Below are 16033 nucleotides of genomic sequence, written 5' to 3'. Positions count from 1 at the left end.
CATGGAGGCATGTCGTACCGAGTCACGTTCGTCTGCACCGGCAACATCTGCCGCTCACCGATGGCCGAATGGGTTCTGCGCCACCACGTCGAGGAAGAGGGCCTGGACGTCGAGGTGGACAGTTCGGGTACCGGAGGCTGGCATGTGGGCGGTGACGCCGACTCCCGGACCGTCGAGACGCTGCGGCGGGCCGGCTACCGGTCCGCGCACATCGCGCGGCAGTTCGAGGAGGGCTGGTTCGGCCGCTACGACCTGATCCTGGCGCTGGACGGGGGGCACCTGCGGGCGCTGCGGTCGATGGCGCCGGACGAGGAGGCCCACGCCAAGATCAGGCTGCTGCGCGAGTTCGACCCGGACGCGGGCCCCGACCTGGACGTCCCCGACCCCTACTACGGCGGCCTCGACGGCTTCGACTTCGTCCTGGAGCAGGTGGAGGCGGCCATGCCGGGCCTCCTGGAGGAGATCCGCACCGCGCTCAAGGGCGGCTGAGCGCGTGCGGGGCAGGCTTGAGCGGCTGCTCGGAACGCGGGTCGACGGCGTGAGCGACCTCGGTTCCAGCCATGCGTGGACGCTGCACCGGGCGTCTCTGGCCGACGGCCGCGAGGTGTTCGTGAAGGCGGCGGCCGGATCGTCCCAGGGAGACGGCGCCCCGGATCCCCGGGTGAGCGCCGCCGAGGCGGGCGTGTTCGCGGCGGAGGCGGCGGGGCTGCGGTGGCTGGCCGAGGCGGGTCCCGGAACGCCCGTCCCCGAGGTGGTGGCGGCCGGCGACGACATGCTCGTCCTGCCGTGGCTGCCGTCCGCGTCGCCGACCCCGTCCGCCGCCGAACGTCTCGGACGCGAGCTGGCCGCCCTGCACACCGGCGGCCGCCCGCCGTCCTACGGGGCGTCCTGGGACGGCTTCATCGCCGACCTCCCGCTCGACAACACGCCGGACGAGCGGGACTGGCCCCGCTGGTACGCCGAGCGCCGCCTCGAACCGTTCCTGCGCCTCGGCGCCCGCCACCTGTCGTCCGGCGACGTCCGGCTGATCGAGCGGGTGATGGCGGACGCCGAGGCGCTCGCCGGCCCGCCGGAGCCGCCGAGCCGCATCCACGGCGACCTGTGGTCGGGCAACGTCCTGTGGACCGGCGGCCGGGCGATGCTCATCGACCCGGCGGCGCACGGCGGCCACCGCGAGACCGACCTGGCGATGATGGCGCTGTTCGGGACGCCGCTTCTGGAACGTGTCCTCGCCGCGTACGACGAGGCCGCGCCGCTGGCGGACGGGTGGCGCACGCGGGTCGCCCTGCACCAGTTGCATCCGCTTCTCGTCCATGTGGCACTCTTCGGTGGGTCGTATCGTGCTTCCCTGGTGGAGGCCGCTCGGACGGCGCTCGGCTGACGCGGACCCGGCTCGCCGCGTGCGGCTCCGCCGGATGCCGGAAACTTCGCATTCAGGGATGTCTGTGCGGTGTGGATGAGGTAGAAACGACTGGTCACGGGTCATGGACAACAGAAGGCAGGTGTAGGGCGACCCCATGGACGACAGGCGCGATGACCCACCCCGCGGGACACGTCTCGGCTCCTGGAGGGGCCTCGTCCCCATCGGCGTCGCCGCGGCCGCCGCGCTGTTCATCGGCGGGGGCGTGGACGTCGTGCACCGCCAGCAGCGCGCCGACGAGAAGCCGCACGAGGCCCAGGCCGCCGCGGAGGCGAAGAAGACCGAGCCCCGGTTCGTCGTGGGCGTCACCACGTCCGGCAGCGCGCTCATCGTCCGCGACATCGAGACCGGCGCCGACGTCGGCCTTCCCGTCGCCGCGCCGCAGGGCGGCCGCTTCCACCGCGTCGCGGCGGTCAAGGACGGCTCGTACATCGCCGCGTCGTACGCCGACCGCAAGGTGACGTTCCAGCGTCTCCTCCTGGAGGACGACGGACGTCCCAAGGACCTTCAAGACCTGCCGAAGGCCACCGTCCCGGGCGTGTCCACCACGTGGTCGGAGCTCGCCGTGAGCCCGGACGGCGACCAGATCGCCTACGTCACCTACAAGGGCGACCGCGGCCGCGTGGACGTCGTCTCCGCCGCCTCCGGGGCCCACAAGGTGTGGACGACGAAGTCGCCGGGCCGTGTCGGCAGCCTCTCGTGGTCCGGCGCCACGCTCGGGTTCGTGTGGAGCCCCGTCCGCTCGGGGGGCGGCGACGTCAGGGAGACCGGTCACCAGGTCCGGACGCTCGACACCGGCGGCGCCGCAGGCGACCTGAAGCTGAGCAAGGCCGTCCTGGCCCTTCCCAAGGGCAGTACCACCGCGATCCTCACCGGCAGGACGATCGTCGCCGGAGTCGTGAAGGACTCCCAGCTGTCCCTCCAGGCGTACACCCTGGCGGGCAAGCCCACCAAGGTCCTGTGGCGGCAGAAGGTGAAGGGCGAACTGACCGGCCTCGACGCCGCCCACACGGGCAAGGGACTCCTGGCGACCGCCGGCGACCTCTACGCGAAGGACGGTCCCACCGTCCCCGGAGAGGATCTCGCCGACGCCGCCTGGTGAGCCACCCCACCCGGACGGCCTAGAGTGGACCGTACAAAACCGGGCGAACGGAGCGAAACCGTGGGCATGGTGATGGCAGTCAGCTTCACCCGGTACGGCCGCCTCTACTATCTCGACCCAGGTCCGCACACGCCGCAGGTCGGCGACAAGGTCCTCGTCCCCACCGACACCGAGCCCGAAGTCGCCGAGTGCGTGTGGGCGCCCCAGTGGGTGTCCGACGACATCGGCGGACTTCCCGAATGCGCCGGCCCCGCCACCGACGAGCACCTCGCCCGCGACGAGGCCAACCGCCGCCGCCGCGCCGAGGGCCGCTCGATCGCCAAGCGCCTCATCCGCAAGCACGAACTCCCGATGAAGGTCATCGGCGTCGACTACCTCGACACCGACAACGTCTTCAAGATCTACTTCACGGCTCCGCACCGGGTCGACTTCCGTGCCCTCGTCCGCGACCTCGCCCGCGGCATCAAGGCGCGCGTCGAACTGCGCCAGGTCGGGCCCCGCGACGAGGCCCGCCTCCAGGGCGGCATCGGCCCGTGCGGCCGCGACCTGTGCTGCGCCACGTTCCTCAAGGACTTCGAGCCCGTCTCCGTCCGCATGGCGAAGGACCAGGACCTCCCCGTCAACCCGCTCCGCATCGCCGGCGCCTGCGGCCGCCTGATGTGCTGCCTCAAGTACGAGCACCCGCTCTACGTCAAGGCGCACGAGAGGATGCCGGCCCTGGGCTCCCGCGTGGACACCCCGAACGGCCCCGGCCAGGTCGTGGGACGCAACGTCCCCTCGGACAAGGTCACCGTCCGCCTCAACGGCGGCGGCCGGTGCTCCTGCCCGTCCGCATCGGTCTGCTCTCCCCGCCGCCAGCACGACGCCCTGTACAACGACGGCCCGGACGACGACGGCTGAACCGCCGCGGCCGCCGCACGCGGCGAACGCCGCACGCGGCGGCGATGCCCCGCCGAGAAGGAGCGGGGAATGAGCGGAGCTAGCGAGGCAGCAGACCCCGGGTGATGAACCCGTACATCTGCTCGAACACCTCGGGCGGGACCTCGCGCGGTTCCGGCCCGTTCCACAGGATCCAGCGCATCCCGATCAGCTCGCCGACCCCCATCAGCGCCCAGGCGAGCACCTCCGGATCGGCCTCGACCACGTCGCCTGCGTCCATGGCCTCGCGCAGCCCCGCGATGTAGCCCTCGGCGATCTTGGCGTAGTGGTCGTGCAGCGCGGCGGGGGAGACGAACTCGGCCTGCCTGATGATCCGGTACAGGGCCGGATGTTCGGCGGTGAACCGGAAGAACGCCGCGAAGCCGAGCCGTTCGCTCTCAGCCCGGGTGGTGCCCTGCGCGGACGCCTCGTGCATCGCGTGCCGGACCCGGCGGTTCAGGTCGCCGACCAGCTCGTCGAAGATCTCCTGCTTGCTCTCGAAGTAGATGTAGAAGGTGCCCTGCGAGACCTGGGCGGCCTCGGTGAGCTTGACGATCGAGGCGTCGTAGTAGCCCAGCTCGGCGAAGACCCGCTCGGCGGCGTCGAGCAACTTGCGGCGGGTGCGCTCGCCCCGGCTGGACAGCGGCGTGCCCCGGGCGCTGGTGGGTGTCTCGACGGCGCTCATGACGTCAAGATAACAGGTGAATCACCTCTCATTCCACCCTTGACGGGCTGACCCGGGGCTGCGTACCTTCCAGGTGACTCAGGTCTCATGTTCGCCACGGAAAGGCAGGTCGATGCTGGTCAGAACGGAGTCGGCCGCCGGCGTGGCGACCCTCACCCTGGACCGCCCGCGGCGCCACAACAGCCTCGTCCCGCGGCTGCTGACCGATCTCCTCACGGCGGTCGAGGGCCTCCCGGACGAGACGCGCGCGGTGGTGCTGGCGGCCGAGGGCCGCTCATTCTCCACCGGCGGCGACGTCCGCGCCTTCGCCGAACGCGCCGGGCTGCCCGTGGAGGGGCGTCCCCGCGCACCCCTCGGAACGCCTCGCTCCGACGAGGCGGGCGACAACGCGGGCGATGAGGCGGGCGACAAGGCCCTCGCCGAGTACGCCGACGAGATCGTCGGCCTCCTCAACCGGGCCGTCCTCGCGCTCCTGCGCCTGGAGGTCCCCACGGTCGCGGCCGTGCACGGCCCCGTGACCGGCGGCTCCCTCGGCCTGGTCCTGGCCGCCGACATCGTGCTGGCCGGCCCTGAGGCGTCCTTCGCACCCTGGTACACGGTGGTCGGCTTCGGCCCGGACGGCGGCTGGACCGCCCTGCTTCCCGAACGCATCGGACGCGCCCGCGCCACCGCCGTCCAGCTCCTCAACGAGACGATCGACGCCCCCACCGCCGTCGCCTGGGGCCTGGCCCACGGCCTCCACGACGACGTCCGCCGGGCCGCCCGCGACACCGCCGCCGAACTGACCGGGCGCCGCGCCGTCGCCGTTGCCAAGCGCCTCCTCACCCCCGACCTGGACACGGTGGCGGCCCGCCTGGAAGCCGAACGCCGCGCCTTCGTCCGCCAGGTCACCACACCCGAAGCCCGCGAAGGCATGATCGCCTTCCTCAGCGGAGGCGACTCCAGTGAGGACCGGAAACGACCATGAGAGTGCCCGACCTGATCGCGGCCCGCGCCGGTCTCGACCCCGACGCGATCGCCCTCGTCGACACGTTGAGCGCCCGCGAGTTCTCCTACGGCGAGGCGGCCGGCAGGGTGTCCCGGACGGCCTGGCGGTTGCGCGACGACCTCGGTGTGCGCGCCGGGGACCGGGTCGCGGTGCTGTCGGGCAACCGGGTCGAGATCATCGAGCTGCTGCTGGCGTGCGGCCGGATCGGTGCGCTGCTCGTCCCGCTGAACTGGCGGCTCCCGGTTCCCGAACTGGCCCGGATCGCCGCCGACTGCTCGCCGTCCCTCGTCGTCGGCGACGATGTGCACGCGCCCGCCGCGCGGGAGCTCGACCCCAGGGCGGTCGCGATCGACACCTTCGCCGACGCGCCCGGCGAGGTAGGGCCCGAGGGCTTCCGCGACGAGACCGACCCCTGGTACCTGCTCTACACGTCCGGGACCACCGGACGGCCCAAGGGCGTGATCCAGACCTTCGGGATGGCGGTCGTCAACCACCTCAACATCGGCACCGCGATCGGCCTCACCGGCGCCGACACGACGCTCAACGCGCTGCCGTTCTTCCACACCGGCGGCATCAACCTCCACACCCTGCCCACCCTGCTGGCCGGCGGTACCGCGATGATCCAGCACGAGTTCGACCCCGGGCAGGTGCTGCGGACCCTCTCCACACGGGTGACGGCGTTCTTCGGCGTCCCCACCATGTACCAGCTCCTTCATCAGCACGAGGACTTCGGACGCACCGACCTGTCCGGGGTCCGCTCGTGGGCCTGCGGCGGCGCCGCGATGCCGGTGCCGCTGCTCACCGCCCTCGCCGAACGCGGCATCACGGTCCGGCAGGGCATGGGCATGACGGAGACGGGCCCGACCGTGTTCCTGGTCGACGAACGCAACGCGCTCAGCAAGGCGGGGACGGTCGGCCGCCCGCAGGCGTTCGTCGAGGTCGCTCTCGACGGCGGGGACCGCGGAGCCGGCGCGGACGAGGGGGAGCTGCTGATTCGCGGCCCGGGCGTCACCCCCGGCTACTGGAACCAGCCGGAGCTGACCCGCCGGTCCTTCACCGAGGACGGCTGGCTGCGGTCGGGCGACGTCGCCCGCCGCGACGCCGACGGCGACTACACGATCGTCGACCGGGTCAAGGACATGTACATCTCCGGCGGCGAGAACGTCTACCCGGCCGAGGTCGAGGCGGTCCTGTACGGGCACCCGGCCGTCTCCGAGGCAGCCGTCGTGGGCGTCCCCGACGAACGCTGGGGCGAGGTGGGCAAGGCCGTCATCGTCGTCCCGGGCGGTGACGTGGCCGCGGCCGGAGCAACGGCCCCGGACGCCGACGAGATCCGCGCGTACTGCCGTGAGCGCCTCGCCGGATACAAGGTCCCCAAGCACGTCGAGTTCGTGGCCGCACTCCCGCGCAACGCCACCGGGAAGATCGTCAAGAGCCGCCTGCGCCCGGTGGCGTGGCGCGAGGAGTTCACCGTCACCCAGGACGACTTCACCCGCTTCGCCGAGCTGAGCGGCGACGACAACCCGATCCACGTGGACCCGGTCTACGCCGCGACGACCGCGTTCGGCGGCACGGTCGCGCACGGCATGTACCTGTACTCCCTGATCCGCACGGCGATCCGGCGCCACCACCCGGAGGCCGCGTTCGCCACCACCTCACTCGTCTTCCCCGCACCCACCCGGGCCGGTGAGCGCGTCACCGTCTCCGCCACCGCGCTGGACGGGGCGATCACCCTCGGCGTGACCAGGACCGACGGCACCACCGTCTGCAAGTTCCAGGGAGAGCTGACGTGACGACCTGGTGGGACACCGCCATCGGCCGCCGGGCCGAGATCAGCCGCGTCTTCACCGAGGCCGACCTGGCCGGATACACCGAGCTGACCGGCGGGACGCCCGAGACCGGCACCGTCCCCGAACCGCTGATCGCGGGCCTGTTCTCCACGCTGCTCGGCACCGACCTGCCGGGCAACGGAACCATGTACCTCAAGCAGGATCTGCGTTTCGCGTCCCCGGCGAGGCCCGGCGAGCGGATCCGCGCCACCGTGACGATCAGCGCCGTCCGCCCTGAGAAGGCGCTGGTCGACCTCCGCACCGTCGCCACCGCCGGCGGCCGTGTCCTGTGCGAAGGCGAGGCGCTCGTGATGGCCCGCCAATTCCCCCCGAAATGAATCCCGGCACGAAGGAGCCCACCCCCATGAGAAGGCGTGGAACAGCGCTTGCCGCCGTGGCGGCGATGATGTTGACCGGAACCCTGGCCGGCTGCGCGAGCGGCACCTCCGGTACGTCCGCCGAGTCCGGCGGCGCGGTCAAGGTCGGGGTGGTGACCTCCACCAGCGGGCTGGTCGCCGCCTACGGCAAGCAGTTCACCGAGGGCTTCAAGGCCGGGCTGAGCTACGCGACGAAGGGCACCGGCGAGGCCGGCGGCACCAAGATCGAGGTCACCTACCATGACGACGCGAGCGACCCGGCGAAGGCGACCGCCACCGCCACCGACCTGATCGGCAAGGGATACAAGATCCTCACCGGGTCGGTGTCGTCCGGTGTCGCGACCCAGCTCGCCCCGCTCGCCGACCAGAACAAGGTCCTGTTCATCAGCGGCGCGGCCGCCGCCGACACCATCACCGGCGCCAACGACCACACCTTCCGGTCCGGCCGGCAGACCTGGCAGGACGTGAAGGCCGCCGAGTCCTTCCTCGGCACGGTCAAGGGCAAGACGGTCATGGTCTTCGCCCAGGACTACGCGTTCGGCAAGGCCAACGTCGCCGCCGTCGAGGCCGTGCTCGGCAAGGCCGGCGGCGCGACCGTCAAGCCGGTCCTGGTGCCGCTGAAGACCACCGACTTCACCCCGTTCGCCCGGCAGGTCATCGACGCCGAGCCGGACCTGCTGTTCGTCGCCTGGGCCGGTGACACCGCCGCCAACATGTGGCGCACCCTCGCGCAGCAGAAGGTCTTCGACTCCACCAAGGTCGTCACCGGGCTGGCCGACCGCGCCACGTTCGACACCTTCGGCCCCGCCGCCGGAAAGATCAACTTCCTGGCGCACTACTTCGCCGAGGCCTCCGGCAACGAGCCCGCCAAGGCGATGGCGAAGGAACTCGGCACCACGCCCGACATCTTCCACACCGACGGCTTCACCGCCGCGCAGATGGTCGTCCGCGCGGTCGAGCAGGGCGGCGACACGGCGAAGATGATCAAGGGTCTGGAGGGCTGGTCGTTCACCGGGCCCAAGGGCGAGATGACCGTCCGTCCCGAAGACCACGCACTGCTCCAGCCGATGTTCCTCGCGGGGCTGGAGGGCACCACGCCCAAGCTGAACGGCGTCCTGCCGCAGGAGAAGGTGGCCCCGCCCGTCTCGGAGGGCAAGTGAGCGTCCTGCGGACTCATGGGCTGGGCGTCGCGATCGGCGGCGTCCAGATCCTGCGGGACGTCTCGCTGGAGGTCAGGCCAAAGGAGATCATGGCCGTCCTGGGGCCCAACGGCGCCGGCAAGACGACCCTGTTCAACCTCCTCACCGGCCTGCGCAAACCCACCGCGGGACGGGTCGAGCTGGACGGCCGGGACGTCACGGGCGTCCCGGTCTTCCGGCGGGCCCGGCTCGGCCTGGCCCGCAGCTTCCAGATCACCAGCCTGTTCCCCACCCTGACCGTGCTGGAGAACGTGCGGCTCGCCGCCCAGGCGCACCGCGGCGGCAGCCTCGCCCTGTGGCGCCGCGTCACCGCCGCCGACGCCGCGGTGGACGAGGCGCGCGAGGCGCTGGAGCTGGTCGGCATCGCCGACCGGGCCGGTGACCTCGCCGCGTCCCTGTCCCACGGCGGCAAGCGCAAGCTGGAGGTCGCGCTGGCCATCGTCGGCAAGCCGCTGGTGCTGCTGCTGGACGAGCCGACCGCCGGGATGAGCGCCGAGGACGTCCCCGAGCTGACCGCCGTCATCGGCTCGGTCCGCGACACCCTCGGCACCACGATCGTGCTGGTCGAGCACCGGATGGACGTCGTCGTCGGGCTCGCCGACCGGATGGCCGTGATGCACCACGGCACCCTGCTGGCCTGCGACGAGCCGGGCGCCGTGATGGCCGACCCCCTCGTCCAGTCCGCCTACCTGGGGGAGGAGCTGTGATGCTGCAGGTGAAGGACCTCGATGTGCACCTGGGCGAGTCGCATGTCCTGCAGGGCGTCTCGTTCGGCGTCCGCGAAGGCGGCGTCACCGCGCTGCTGGGCCGCAACGGCGTCGGCAAGACCACCACGATGCGCGGGCTCCTCGGCCTCGTCCCGCGCCGGGGCTCGGTGTCGCTGGAAGGCGTGGAGACGGTCGCGCTGCCGACCCACGAGGTCGTCCAGCGCGGCGTCGGCTACGTCCCCGAGGACCGCGAGGTGTTCGCCGGCCTCACCGTCGCCGAGAACCTCCGCCTCGCCGCACGATCCGGCTCCGCGCACCACTACGACCTGGTGTACGAGCTCTTCCCGCGGCTGCGCGAACGCCTCGCCCAGCGCGCCGGGACGATGTCGGGCGGCGAGCAGCAGATGCTCGCGCTGGCCCGCGCGCTGCTCAACGACAACCGGCTGCTGCTGGTCGACGAGCCCAGCCAGGGGCTGGCCCCGCACCTGGTCACCGAACTGGCCGAGGCCCTCACCAAGGCCGCCGAGCTGGTCACGATCCTGCTCGTCGAGCAGAACCTCACGCTGGTGCGGCGGCTCGCCCGCGACGCCGTCGTCCTCGACCAGGGCCGGGTCGTGTGGTCCGGGGAAGCGGCCGAACTGCTGGGCGATCCCGACCGTACGCGCGCCTACCTGGGTGTGGGGGTGGCCCACTGATGTCCACGTTCGTGCTCCTGACCATCACCGGCCTCGGCCTGGCCGCGCTGTACTTCCTGGTCGCCTCCGGGCTGTCGCTGATCTTCGGCCTGATGGACGTGCTGAACTTCGCGCACGGCGCGTTCCTCACCCTCGGCGGCTACGCGGCCTGGGTCGTCGTGGACGCCACCGGAAGCTTCACCCTCGGTGTGCTGGTGTCGATGGTGTTCTGCGCGCTGCTCGCCGCCGTCATGGAGATCACCCTGCTTCGCAGGCTGTACGGCTCGCACGTCCCGCAGGTCCTGCTCACCGTCGGCATCCTGCTGGCCGTCACCGCACTGGTCCGCTCCGCCTTCGGCTCCGACGCCCGCAAGCTGACGACGCCGCACTGGATGAACCAGGTCACCGAGGTGTTCGGCGCGCCCGTCCCCAACAACCGGTTCCTCATCATCGCCGTCGCGGTCGGCGTCTACGCCGGCATGTCGGCGTTCCTCGCCCGCACCCGCTACGGCCTGGTGATCCGGGCCGGGGTGGAGAACCGCGCGATGGTGACCGCGCTCGGCATCGACGTCCGCCGCTCGTTCACCCTCGTGTTCGCGTTCGGCGGCGCGCTCGCCGCGCTCGCGGGCGCGTTCACCGGCGCGATCAACAACGTGGTGTCGCCGGGCCAGGGCACCGAGCTGCTGATCTTCGCGTTCATCGTCGTGATCATCGGCGGGCTCGGCTCGTTCCGCGGCTGCGCGCTGGCCGCCGTGCTGGTGGGCCTGCTCCAGCAGTACGCCAACTTCTACGGCCTCGTCGGCGCCGGCGACCTGATCGTGGTGCTGCTGCTGGCCGGCGTGCTCCTCATCCGCCCGCAGGGCCTGCTCGGGAGGGCCGCCGCATGAACGACACAGGTATGAAGGAACTCATGACCAGGGTCCGCCCGCAGGCGACGGCCGGTCCCGGGCCCGTCCGCGGCAGGCGGCCCCTGGTCATCGTCGCCGTGCTCGTGCTGGCGGCCTCCCTGCCGAGGCTCAGGATCGAGATCCCCTTCCTGTTCGACGGCGGCTTCAACTCGCCCGGCGTGCTGCACCTGCTCTCGCTGATGTTCGTGATGGCCACCGTCGCGATCACCTACGACCTGCTGTTCGGCTACACCGGGCTGCTGTCCTTCGGGCACGGCCTGTACGTCGCGCTCGGCATGTACACCACCGCGATCGTGCTGGCCGAGACCGAACTGGGCCTCGCCGGCGTCCTCGCCTGGACGGTCGTCGCGGGCCTGGTCCTGCCGCTCGTCCTGTCGGCGATCTGCCTGCGCGTCGGTGGAATCGCGTTCGCGATGGCCACACTCGCGTTCGCGCAGGCGGGCGCCATCTTCGTCGTACGCGACCCGCTGGACGTCACCGGCGGCGAACTGGGTCTCGCCCTCGCCTACGACCCACTCCCCGACTCGCTCGTCGGCGTCGTCAACGCCCCCAACCGGTACTGGATGGCCCTCGGCCTGCTCGTCGTGACCGCCGCCGCCCTCCGCTGGGCGCTCGCGTCCCGTCCGGGGAAGGTCTGGCAGGCGATCCGCGACAACGAGAACCGGGTGGCGGTCCTGGGCCTGCGCCCCTACACCTACAAGCTGATGGCGTGCGTGCTGGCCTCGTTCTTCGCCACCCTCGCCGGGATGGCCTACGCGCTGATCTCCGGTGGCGCCCACGCCGAGGTCACCGACGCCACCTTCACCCTCGGCCTGCTGGTGATGGTGGTGCTGGGCGGCACGGGACGGCCGCACGGCGCGCTCATCGGCGGCCTCGCCTACACCTACCTCGACCACCGGCTCGGCGAACTGTCCACGGGCCTCGGCGGGCCGCTGAGCGAACCGATGTTCGTCCTCGGCACCATCTTCGTGGTGCTGGTCCTGTTCCTCCCCGGCGGCCTGGCGTCCCTCACCGTCCCGGCCCGCCTGACCCGTAAGAAGGGCGCAGCGTGACGATCGGCATCGCGGGCACCGCGAGCTACCTGCCCGAACGCTGGATGTCCGCGGCCGAGATCGCCGCCGCGAGCGCCATCCCGGAAGAGGTGATCACCGGACGGTTCGGGCTGCGCGGCAAGCACATCGCGGCGCCCGGCGAGCATGTCAGCGACATGGCCGCCACGGTGGGCGCCCGCGTCCTGGAGGAGACCGGCACCGACCCCGCCGACGTCGACGCGGTCGTCTACTTCGGCTCCACCTGGAAGGACCATCCCGTCTGGCACGCCGCACCCCGCATCGCCCACCTCCTCGGGACGAACCGCGCGTTCGCCCTGGAACTGGACTACGTCTCCTGCGGTACCCCGGTCGCGCTGCGCGTCTGCCGCGCCCTCATGCTCGCCGAGCCGCGCCTCGCGAAGGTGCTGGCGGTCGCCGCGTCCCGCGAGTCGTCCCTGCTCGACTACGCCAACGAACGCTCCCGCTTCGCGTTCGGCTTCGGCGACGGCGCCGCCGCCGTGCTGCTCACCCGGGACGGCGGCGTCGCCGACATCCTGGAGACCGAGATGATCACCGACGGCTCGTTCGCCGGGCAGGTCCGCGTCCCCGCCGGCGGCAGCGCCGAACCCGCCAGCCACGCGACGGTCCGCGCCGGCCGCCACATGCTCGACGTCGCCGACCCCGCGGCGATGAAGGAGGGCCTGGACAGGGTCTCCCTTCCCAACTTCCTCCAGGTCGCCGAGGGTGCCCTCAAACGCTCCGGGTATGCGCTGCACGACATCGCCCAGCTCTGCGTCCTGCACATGAAGCGCTCCATGCACGAGGGCCTGCTCTCGGTTCTGGGCGTCCCTCTGGACCACGCCCCCTACCTGGACGACACCGGCCACATGAGCGGCGTCGACTCGCTCCTGTCCCTGGACCGGGCATCCCGCGCGGGCCGCCTCAAGCCCGGCGACATCGCCCTCCTCCTGGCCGCCGGCACCGGCTACACCTGGGCCGCCACCACCGTCCGCTGGACGGGCTGACCCCGAGGGCGTCCGCTTGCGCCGCGCGAAATCCGCTTGTGGGGCGGCAGGGGGCGATCTAGCGTCGCGTCCCATGGACGGGGACGTGCGGTTGCTCGGCATCAACGACCTCGGCGCCTGCCAGCGGCTCGCCGAGGACCGCGAGTGGGGCCGGGAGGATCACAAGTGGCGGTTCCTGTTCTCGGTCGGCGACGTCTACGGCGTCGAGGACGGGGACGGTGAACTCGCCGGGACGGTCGTGTGCACGTCCTACGGGAAGGACGTCGCGGCCATCAGCATGGTGCTGGTCGCCAAGCGTTTCGAACGGCGTGGCCTGGGTGCGCGGCTGATGCGGCACGCTATGGACAACTGCCGGACGGCAAGCATCTGCCTCACCGCCACGGAGTACGGACGTCCCTTGTATGAGCGCCTGGGTTTCCGTTCTGTGGGCCTGTGCACCACGTACACGGGCGTGTCGGATGGCCCGTCCGGGCGTGGAGTGACCGTGCCGGTAGAGGCAGCCGACATGGCCGCCGTTCACGCACTCGATACCGAGGTGTTCGGTGCCGACCGCTCGCAGTTGGTCGACGGCCTGCCTTCGTTCTGCGAGACGCTACGGGTCGTCCGAGGCGAGACCGGCATCCTGGGTTACGGCGGTGCATGGAGGAACGACGCCAGGGTCATCGTCGGCCCCGTCATGGCGCAGGACGCGGAGACCGCGCTCACGCTCGTGGAGGAGGTCGTCCCAGAAGGACCGGTACGGCTCGACGTCGACCACCGGCATCCCGAGCTGATCGCCTGGGCGGAGGAGCACGGCCTCCGGCCCGCGTTCACCACGACGATCATGGAATACGGCGACCCCGTCGCGAACGACCCGTCGCGCCTCTTCCTCCCCGTGGCCCAGGCCCTCGGCTGACCGGTGTCCGGGCCGCTCAGGCGGTCTTCGAACCGGGCGTCCCGCCGGGCAGCGCGTACCGGAAGATCTTCTTCCAGGTGCCGGTGACCTGCCTGGACAGTGAACCAGTGTGGTACGGCAGGTCGTACTTCTCGCACAGCGCCCGGATGCGCGGGGCGATCTCGGCGTAGCGGTTGCTCGGCAGGTCCGGGAAGAGATGGTGTTCGATCTGGTGGCTGAGGTTGCCGGTCATCAGGTGGAACAGGCCCCCGCCGGAGATGTTGGCCGAACCGCGGAGCTGCCGGACGTACCACTCGCCCCTCGTCTCACCGTCCAGGAGCTCCTCCTCGAACACCTCGACGTCCCCGGGGAAGTGCCCGCAGAAGATGATCATGTGGGCCCAGATGTTGCGGACGACGTTCGCGGTGAAGTTCGCGGTCAGCGTGGAGAAGAACTGCGGGCCGGTGAGCAGCGGGAACGCCAGGTAGTCCTTGCCCCACTGGCGGCGGATCTTGCGTCCGATCGCGCGCAGCTTCTCCTTGGTCACCTCCTCGTCGTGCTCGCCCGCCCGGATCTTGTCGATCTCAAGGTCGTGCACCGCGACGCCGTACTCGAAGAACATCGCGAGCAGCAGGTTGTAGAGCGGCTGCCCGATCTGGGCGGGGCTCCAAGGCTGCTCGGGCGCGACGCGCAGGATGCCGTACCCGACGTCGTTGTCCTTGCCGATCACGTTGGTGAACGTGTGGTGGATAAAGTTGTGCGAGTGTTTCCACTGCTCGGCCGGGGACACGTTGTCCCACTCCCACGTCGTCGAGTGGATCTTCGGGTCGCGCATCCAGTCCCACTGGCCGTGCATGACGTTGTGCCCGATCTCCATGTTCTCCAGGATCTTCGCGACGGCGAGCGTCGCTGTCCCGGCGACCCAGGCGGGCGGCAGCGACGACGCCATCAGCAGTGCCCGGCCACCGATCTCCAGGCCGCGCTGCCAGCGGATCACCCGGTGGATGTAGGACGCGTCGTGTTCGCCGAGCCCGGCGGTGATCTCGTCGCGGAGCGCATCCAGCTCGCGGGCGATGGCCTCGTGGTCGTCGGCCGTCAGGCCCTCGGTCGTCATCGTGATCGTCATCGTCGTGCTCCCCTCAGAGTTCGATTTCCACGGGGCCGGCGGCGGCCGAGACACAGGTCTGGACGATCTCGCCCTCCTCGCCGTGCACCTCGCCGGTGCGCAGGTCACGGACCTTGCCGGAGCACAGGCGGCCGACGCAGCTGTAGCAGATGCCCATCCGGCAGCCGCTCGGCAGCAGCGCCCCCGCGTCCTCCCCGGCCACCAGAAGCGGCGTGGCCCCGTCCGCGTCGGCCTCGACACCGCTTCTGGTGAACGTCACGTGCCCGCCTTCGCCCGCGGGCCCCTGCAGCACGGTCCGGAAACGCTCGACGCGCAGCCGCTCCCCGGCCCCGGAGGCGCGCCAGTGCTCCCCGAGATCGTCCAGCATCGCTCCGGGACCGCACGCCCACGCCTCGCGCTCCGCCCAGTCGGGACAGACCTCGGACAGCTCCGACGGCCCGAACCTGCCGTCCGACGCCGTGTGGCGTTCATGCAGGCGCAGACCCGACATCGCGCGGAGTTCGGCGCCGAAGATGACGTCCCCCGCCGTCCGGTCCGAATGGACGAGCACGACGTCGGACACGCCGCCCAGGTGCCGCAGCATGGCCATGACCGGCGTGATCCCGCTGCCCGCCGTCACGAACAGCAGCTTGCCGGGAACGGGCGACGGCAGCACGAAGTCACCCTCCGCCTGCGCCAGCCGCACGATCGCGCCGGGCCGGATCTCGTTGACGAGATGCGCGGACACGAACCCGTCCGGTGCGGCCTTGACGGTCACGGTGATGCGCCCGTCCGGTCGCGGCGGGGACGACAGGGAGAACGTCCGCCAGTGCCGGACACCGCCGATGTCCACGCCGACCTTGACCCACTGGCCCGGCCGATGCCCCTGCCACGCCCGCCCCGGCTTGATCACCAGGGTCGCCGCGGCCGGAGCCTCATGCCGGACGGCCTCGACCCGGCCCCGGAGCTCGGCCGTGGACCACAGCGGGTTCAGCAGACCGAGGTAGTCCTCCGGCAGCAGCGGTGTGGTGAGGTACCGGACACCCCCGGCGATCCGTGCCGCTTTGCGTGCCCGGCCCGGTGCGGGGCGGGCCTGCGGCGCGGTGGTCCGCGTCGTCTCCCCGGCGCGCGGTGCGGTGGTCATGTTGCCTCCCTGAAGACGCGCTAACTTACGGTTCCGTAAGCTACGGA

Annotated in this window: 17 protein-coding genes; 14 read left to right on the top strand and 3 right to left on the bottom strand. The window is 71.4% G+C overall.

Going from position 1 to position 16033, the window contains the following annotated elements; all coding sequences use genetic code 11:
• Nucleotides 1-9 precede the first annotated feature (9 nt).
• The 4 genes from ACGFK0_RS17575 to ACGFK0_RS17560 all read left to right on the top strand — a co-directional run bounded on the left by ACGFK0_RS17575 (nucleotide 10) and on the right by ACGFK0_RS17560 (nucleotide 3422).
• Nucleotides 10-489: a low molecular weight protein-tyrosine-phosphatase gene (locus tag ACGFK0_RS17575; protein ID WP_392905926.1), complete on the top strand. Its 480-nt coding sequence runs from the start codon at nucleotides 10-12 to the stop codon at nucleotides 487-489.
• A gap of 4 nt (nucleotides 490-493) precedes the next feature.
• Nucleotides 494-1381, top strand: coding sequence for a fructosamine kinase family protein (locus ACGFK0_RS17570; protein WP_392905925.1), 888 nt, complete (start codon nucleotides 494-496; stop codon nucleotides 1379-1381).
• Between the two features lie 136 nt (nucleotides 1382-1517).
• Complete coding sequence (locus ACGFK0_RS17565) at nucleotides 1518-2522, top strand: hypothetical protein (RefSeq protein ID WP_392905924.1); 1005 nt, start codon at nucleotides 1518-1520, stop codon at nucleotides 2520-2522.
• A gap of 66 nt (nucleotides 2523-2588) precedes the next feature.
• Nucleotides 2589-3422: a stage 0 sporulation family protein gene (locus tag ACGFK0_RS17560; RefSeq protein ID WP_392905923.1), complete on the top strand. Its 834-nt coding sequence runs from the start codon at nucleotides 2589-2591 to the stop codon at nucleotides 3420-3422.
• Between the two features lie 79 nt (nucleotides 3423-3501).
• Here ACGFK0_RS17560 and ACGFK0_RS17555 read toward each other — a convergent pair whose 3' ends face one another.
• Complete coding sequence (locus ACGFK0_RS17555) at nucleotides 3502-4125, bottom strand: TetR/AcrR family transcriptional regulator (protein ID WP_392905921.1); 624 nt, start codon at nucleotides 4123-4125, stop codon at nucleotides 3502-3504.
• A 112-nt stretch (nucleotides 4126-4237) separates the two neighbouring features.
• Here ACGFK0_RS17555 and ACGFK0_RS17550 point away from each other — a divergent pair, with 112 nt between their 5' ends.
• The 10 genes from ACGFK0_RS17550 to ACGFK0_RS17505 all read left to right on the top strand — a co-directional run bounded on the left by ACGFK0_RS17550 (nucleotide 4238) and on the right by ACGFK0_RS17505 (nucleotide 13758).
• On the top strand, nucleotides 4238-5092 hold the full coding sequence (locus ACGFK0_RS17550; protein WP_392905920.1) for an enoyl-CoA hydratase/isomerase family protein: 855 nt from the start codon (nucleotides 4238-4240) through the stop codon (nucleotides 5090-5092).
• Nucleotides 5089-6906, top strand: coding sequence for an AMP-binding protein (locus ACGFK0_RS17545; RefSeq protein WP_392905918.1), 1818 nt, complete (start codon nucleotides 5089-5091; stop codon nucleotides 6904-6906). Before ACGFK0_RS17550 ends, ACGFK0_RS17545 begins: the two co-directional genes overlap by 4 nt.
• Nucleotides 6903-7280, top strand: coding sequence for a hypothetical protein (locus tag ACGFK0_RS17540; protein WP_392905917.1), 378 nt, complete (start codon nucleotides 6903-6905; stop codon nucleotides 7278-7280). Before ACGFK0_RS17545 ends, ACGFK0_RS17540 begins: the two co-directional genes overlap by 4 nt.
• 26 nt (nucleotides 7281-7306) lie before the next feature.
• On the top strand, nucleotides 7307-8479 hold the full coding sequence (locus tag ACGFK0_RS17535) for a substrate-binding domain-containing protein (RefSeq protein ID WP_392905916.1): 1173 nt from the start codon (nucleotides 7307-7309) through the stop codon (nucleotides 8477-8479).
• Nucleotides 8476-9225 (top strand): ABC transporter ATP-binding protein, encoded by a 750-nt coding sequence (locus tag ACGFK0_RS17530; RefSeq protein WP_358449407.1) that lies wholly within the window; start codon nucleotides 8476-8478, stop codon nucleotides 9223-9225. The genes ACGFK0_RS17535 and ACGFK0_RS17530 overlap by 4 nt, the downstream gene beginning before the upstream one ends.
• Entirely contained in the window at nucleotides 9225-9920 is a 696-nt protein-coding gene (locus ACGFK0_RS17525; protein ID WP_392905915.1) for an ABC transporter ATP-binding protein, read from the top strand. The genes ACGFK0_RS17530 and ACGFK0_RS17525 overlap by 1 nt, the downstream gene beginning before the upstream one ends.
• Complete coding sequence (locus tag ACGFK0_RS17520; protein ID WP_392905914.1) at nucleotides 9920-10786, top strand: branched-chain amino acid ABC transporter permease; 867 nt, start codon at nucleotides 9920-9922, stop codon at nucleotides 10784-10786. Before ACGFK0_RS17525 ends, ACGFK0_RS17520 begins: the two co-directional genes overlap by 1 nt.
• The gene (locus ACGFK0_RS17515; protein ID WP_392905913.1) at nucleotides 10783-11859 is read left to right on the top strand and encodes a branched-chain amino acid ABC transporter permease; all 1077 of its coding nucleotides are present in this window, start codon (nucleotides 10783-10785) and stop codon (nucleotides 11857-11859) included. Before ACGFK0_RS17520 ends, ACGFK0_RS17515 begins: the two co-directional genes overlap by 4 nt.
• On the top strand, nucleotides 11856-12863 hold the full coding sequence (locus tag ACGFK0_RS17510) for a 3-oxoacyl-ACP synthase (RefSeq protein WP_392905911.1): 1008 nt from the start codon (nucleotides 11856-11858) through the stop codon (nucleotides 12861-12863). The genes ACGFK0_RS17515 and ACGFK0_RS17510 overlap by 4 nt, the downstream gene beginning before the upstream one ends.
• A 73-nt stretch (nucleotides 12864-12936) precedes the next feature.
• Entirely contained in the window at nucleotides 12937-13758 is an 822-nt protein-coding gene (locus ACGFK0_RS17505) for a GNAT family N-acetyltransferase (protein WP_392905910.1), read from the top strand.
• A 16-nt stretch (nucleotides 13759-13774) separates the two neighbouring features.
• On the opposite strand, the gene ACGFK0_RS17500 is transcribed toward ACGFK0_RS17505, so the two are convergent.
• Together ACGFK0_RS17500 and ACGFK0_RS17495 are read right to left on the bottom strand one after the other, a co-directional pair.
• Nucleotides 13775-14863 (bottom strand): fatty acid desaturase family protein, encoded by a 1089-nt coding sequence (locus ACGFK0_RS17500; RefSeq protein WP_392905909.1) that lies wholly within the window; start codon nucleotides 14861-14863, stop codon nucleotides 13775-13777.
• Nucleotides 14864-14876: 13 nt separating this feature from the next.
• Nucleotides 14877-15986: a ferredoxin reductase gene (locus ACGFK0_RS17495; RefSeq protein WP_392905908.1), complete on the bottom strand. Its 1110-nt coding sequence runs from the start codon at nucleotides 15984-15986 to the stop codon at nucleotides 14877-14879.
• Nucleotides 15987-16033: the final 47 nt, after the last annotated feature.

Source organism: Spirillospora sp. NPDC048823 (genome assembly GCF_043198445.1).
Classification (GTDB): Bacteria; Actinomycetota; Actinomycetes; order Streptosporangiales; family Streptosporangiaceae; genus Spirillospora.
Note: the sequence above shows the minus strand (reverse complement) of the source record. Positions and strands in the feature narration are given on the sequence as shown.

Coding starts and splice junctions, on each gene's coding strand:
- ACGFK0_RS17575 (WP_392905926.1), top strand. CDS start 10: ATGTCGTACCGAGTCACGTTCGTCTGCACCGGCAACATCTGCCGCTCA.
- ACGFK0_RS17565 (WP_392905924.1), top strand. CDS start 1,518: ATGGACGACAGGCGCGATGACCCACCCCGCGGGACACGTCTCGGCTCC.
- ACGFK0_RS17560 (WP_392905923.1), top strand. CDS start 2,589: ATGGTGATGGCAGTCAGCTTCACCCGGTACGGCCGCCTCTACTATCTC.
- ACGFK0_RS17555 (WP_392905921.1), bottom strand. CDS start 4,125: ATGAGCGCCGTCGAGACACCCACCAGCGCCCGGGGCACGCCGCTGTCC.
- ACGFK0_RS17550 (WP_392905920.1), top strand. CDS start 4,238: ATGCTGGTCAGAACGGAGTCGGCCGCCGGCGTGGCGACCCTCACCCTG.
- ACGFK0_RS17545 (WP_392905918.1), top strand. CDS start 5,089: ATGAGAGTGCCCGACCTGATCGCGGCCCGCGCCGGTCTCGACCCCGAC.
- ACGFK0_RS17535 (WP_392905916.1), top strand. CDS start 7,307: ATGAGAAGGCGTGGAACAGCGCTTGCCGCCGTGGCGGCGATGATGTTG.
- ACGFK0_RS17525 (WP_392905915.1), top strand. CDS start 9,225: ATGCTGCAGGTGAAGGACCTCGATGTGCACCTGGGCGAGTCGCATGTC.
- ACGFK0_RS17520 (WP_392905914.1), top strand. CDS start 9,920: ATGTCCACGTTCGTGCTCCTGACCATCACCGGCCTCGGCCTGGCCGCG.
- ACGFK0_RS17515 (WP_392905913.1), top strand. CDS start 10,783: ATGAACGACACAGGTATGAAGGAACTCATGACCAGGGTCCGCCCGCAG.
- ACGFK0_RS17505 (WP_392905910.1), top strand. CDS start 12,937: ATGGACGGGGACGTGCGGTTGCTCGGCATCAACGACCTCGGCGCCTGC.
- ACGFK0_RS17500 (WP_392905909.1), bottom strand. CDS start 14,863: ATGACGATCACGATGACGACCGAGGGCCTGACGGCCGACGACCACGAG.
- ACGFK0_RS17495 (WP_392905908.1), bottom strand. CDS start 15,986: ATGACCACCGCACCGCGCGCCGGGGAGACGACGCGGACCACCGCGCCG.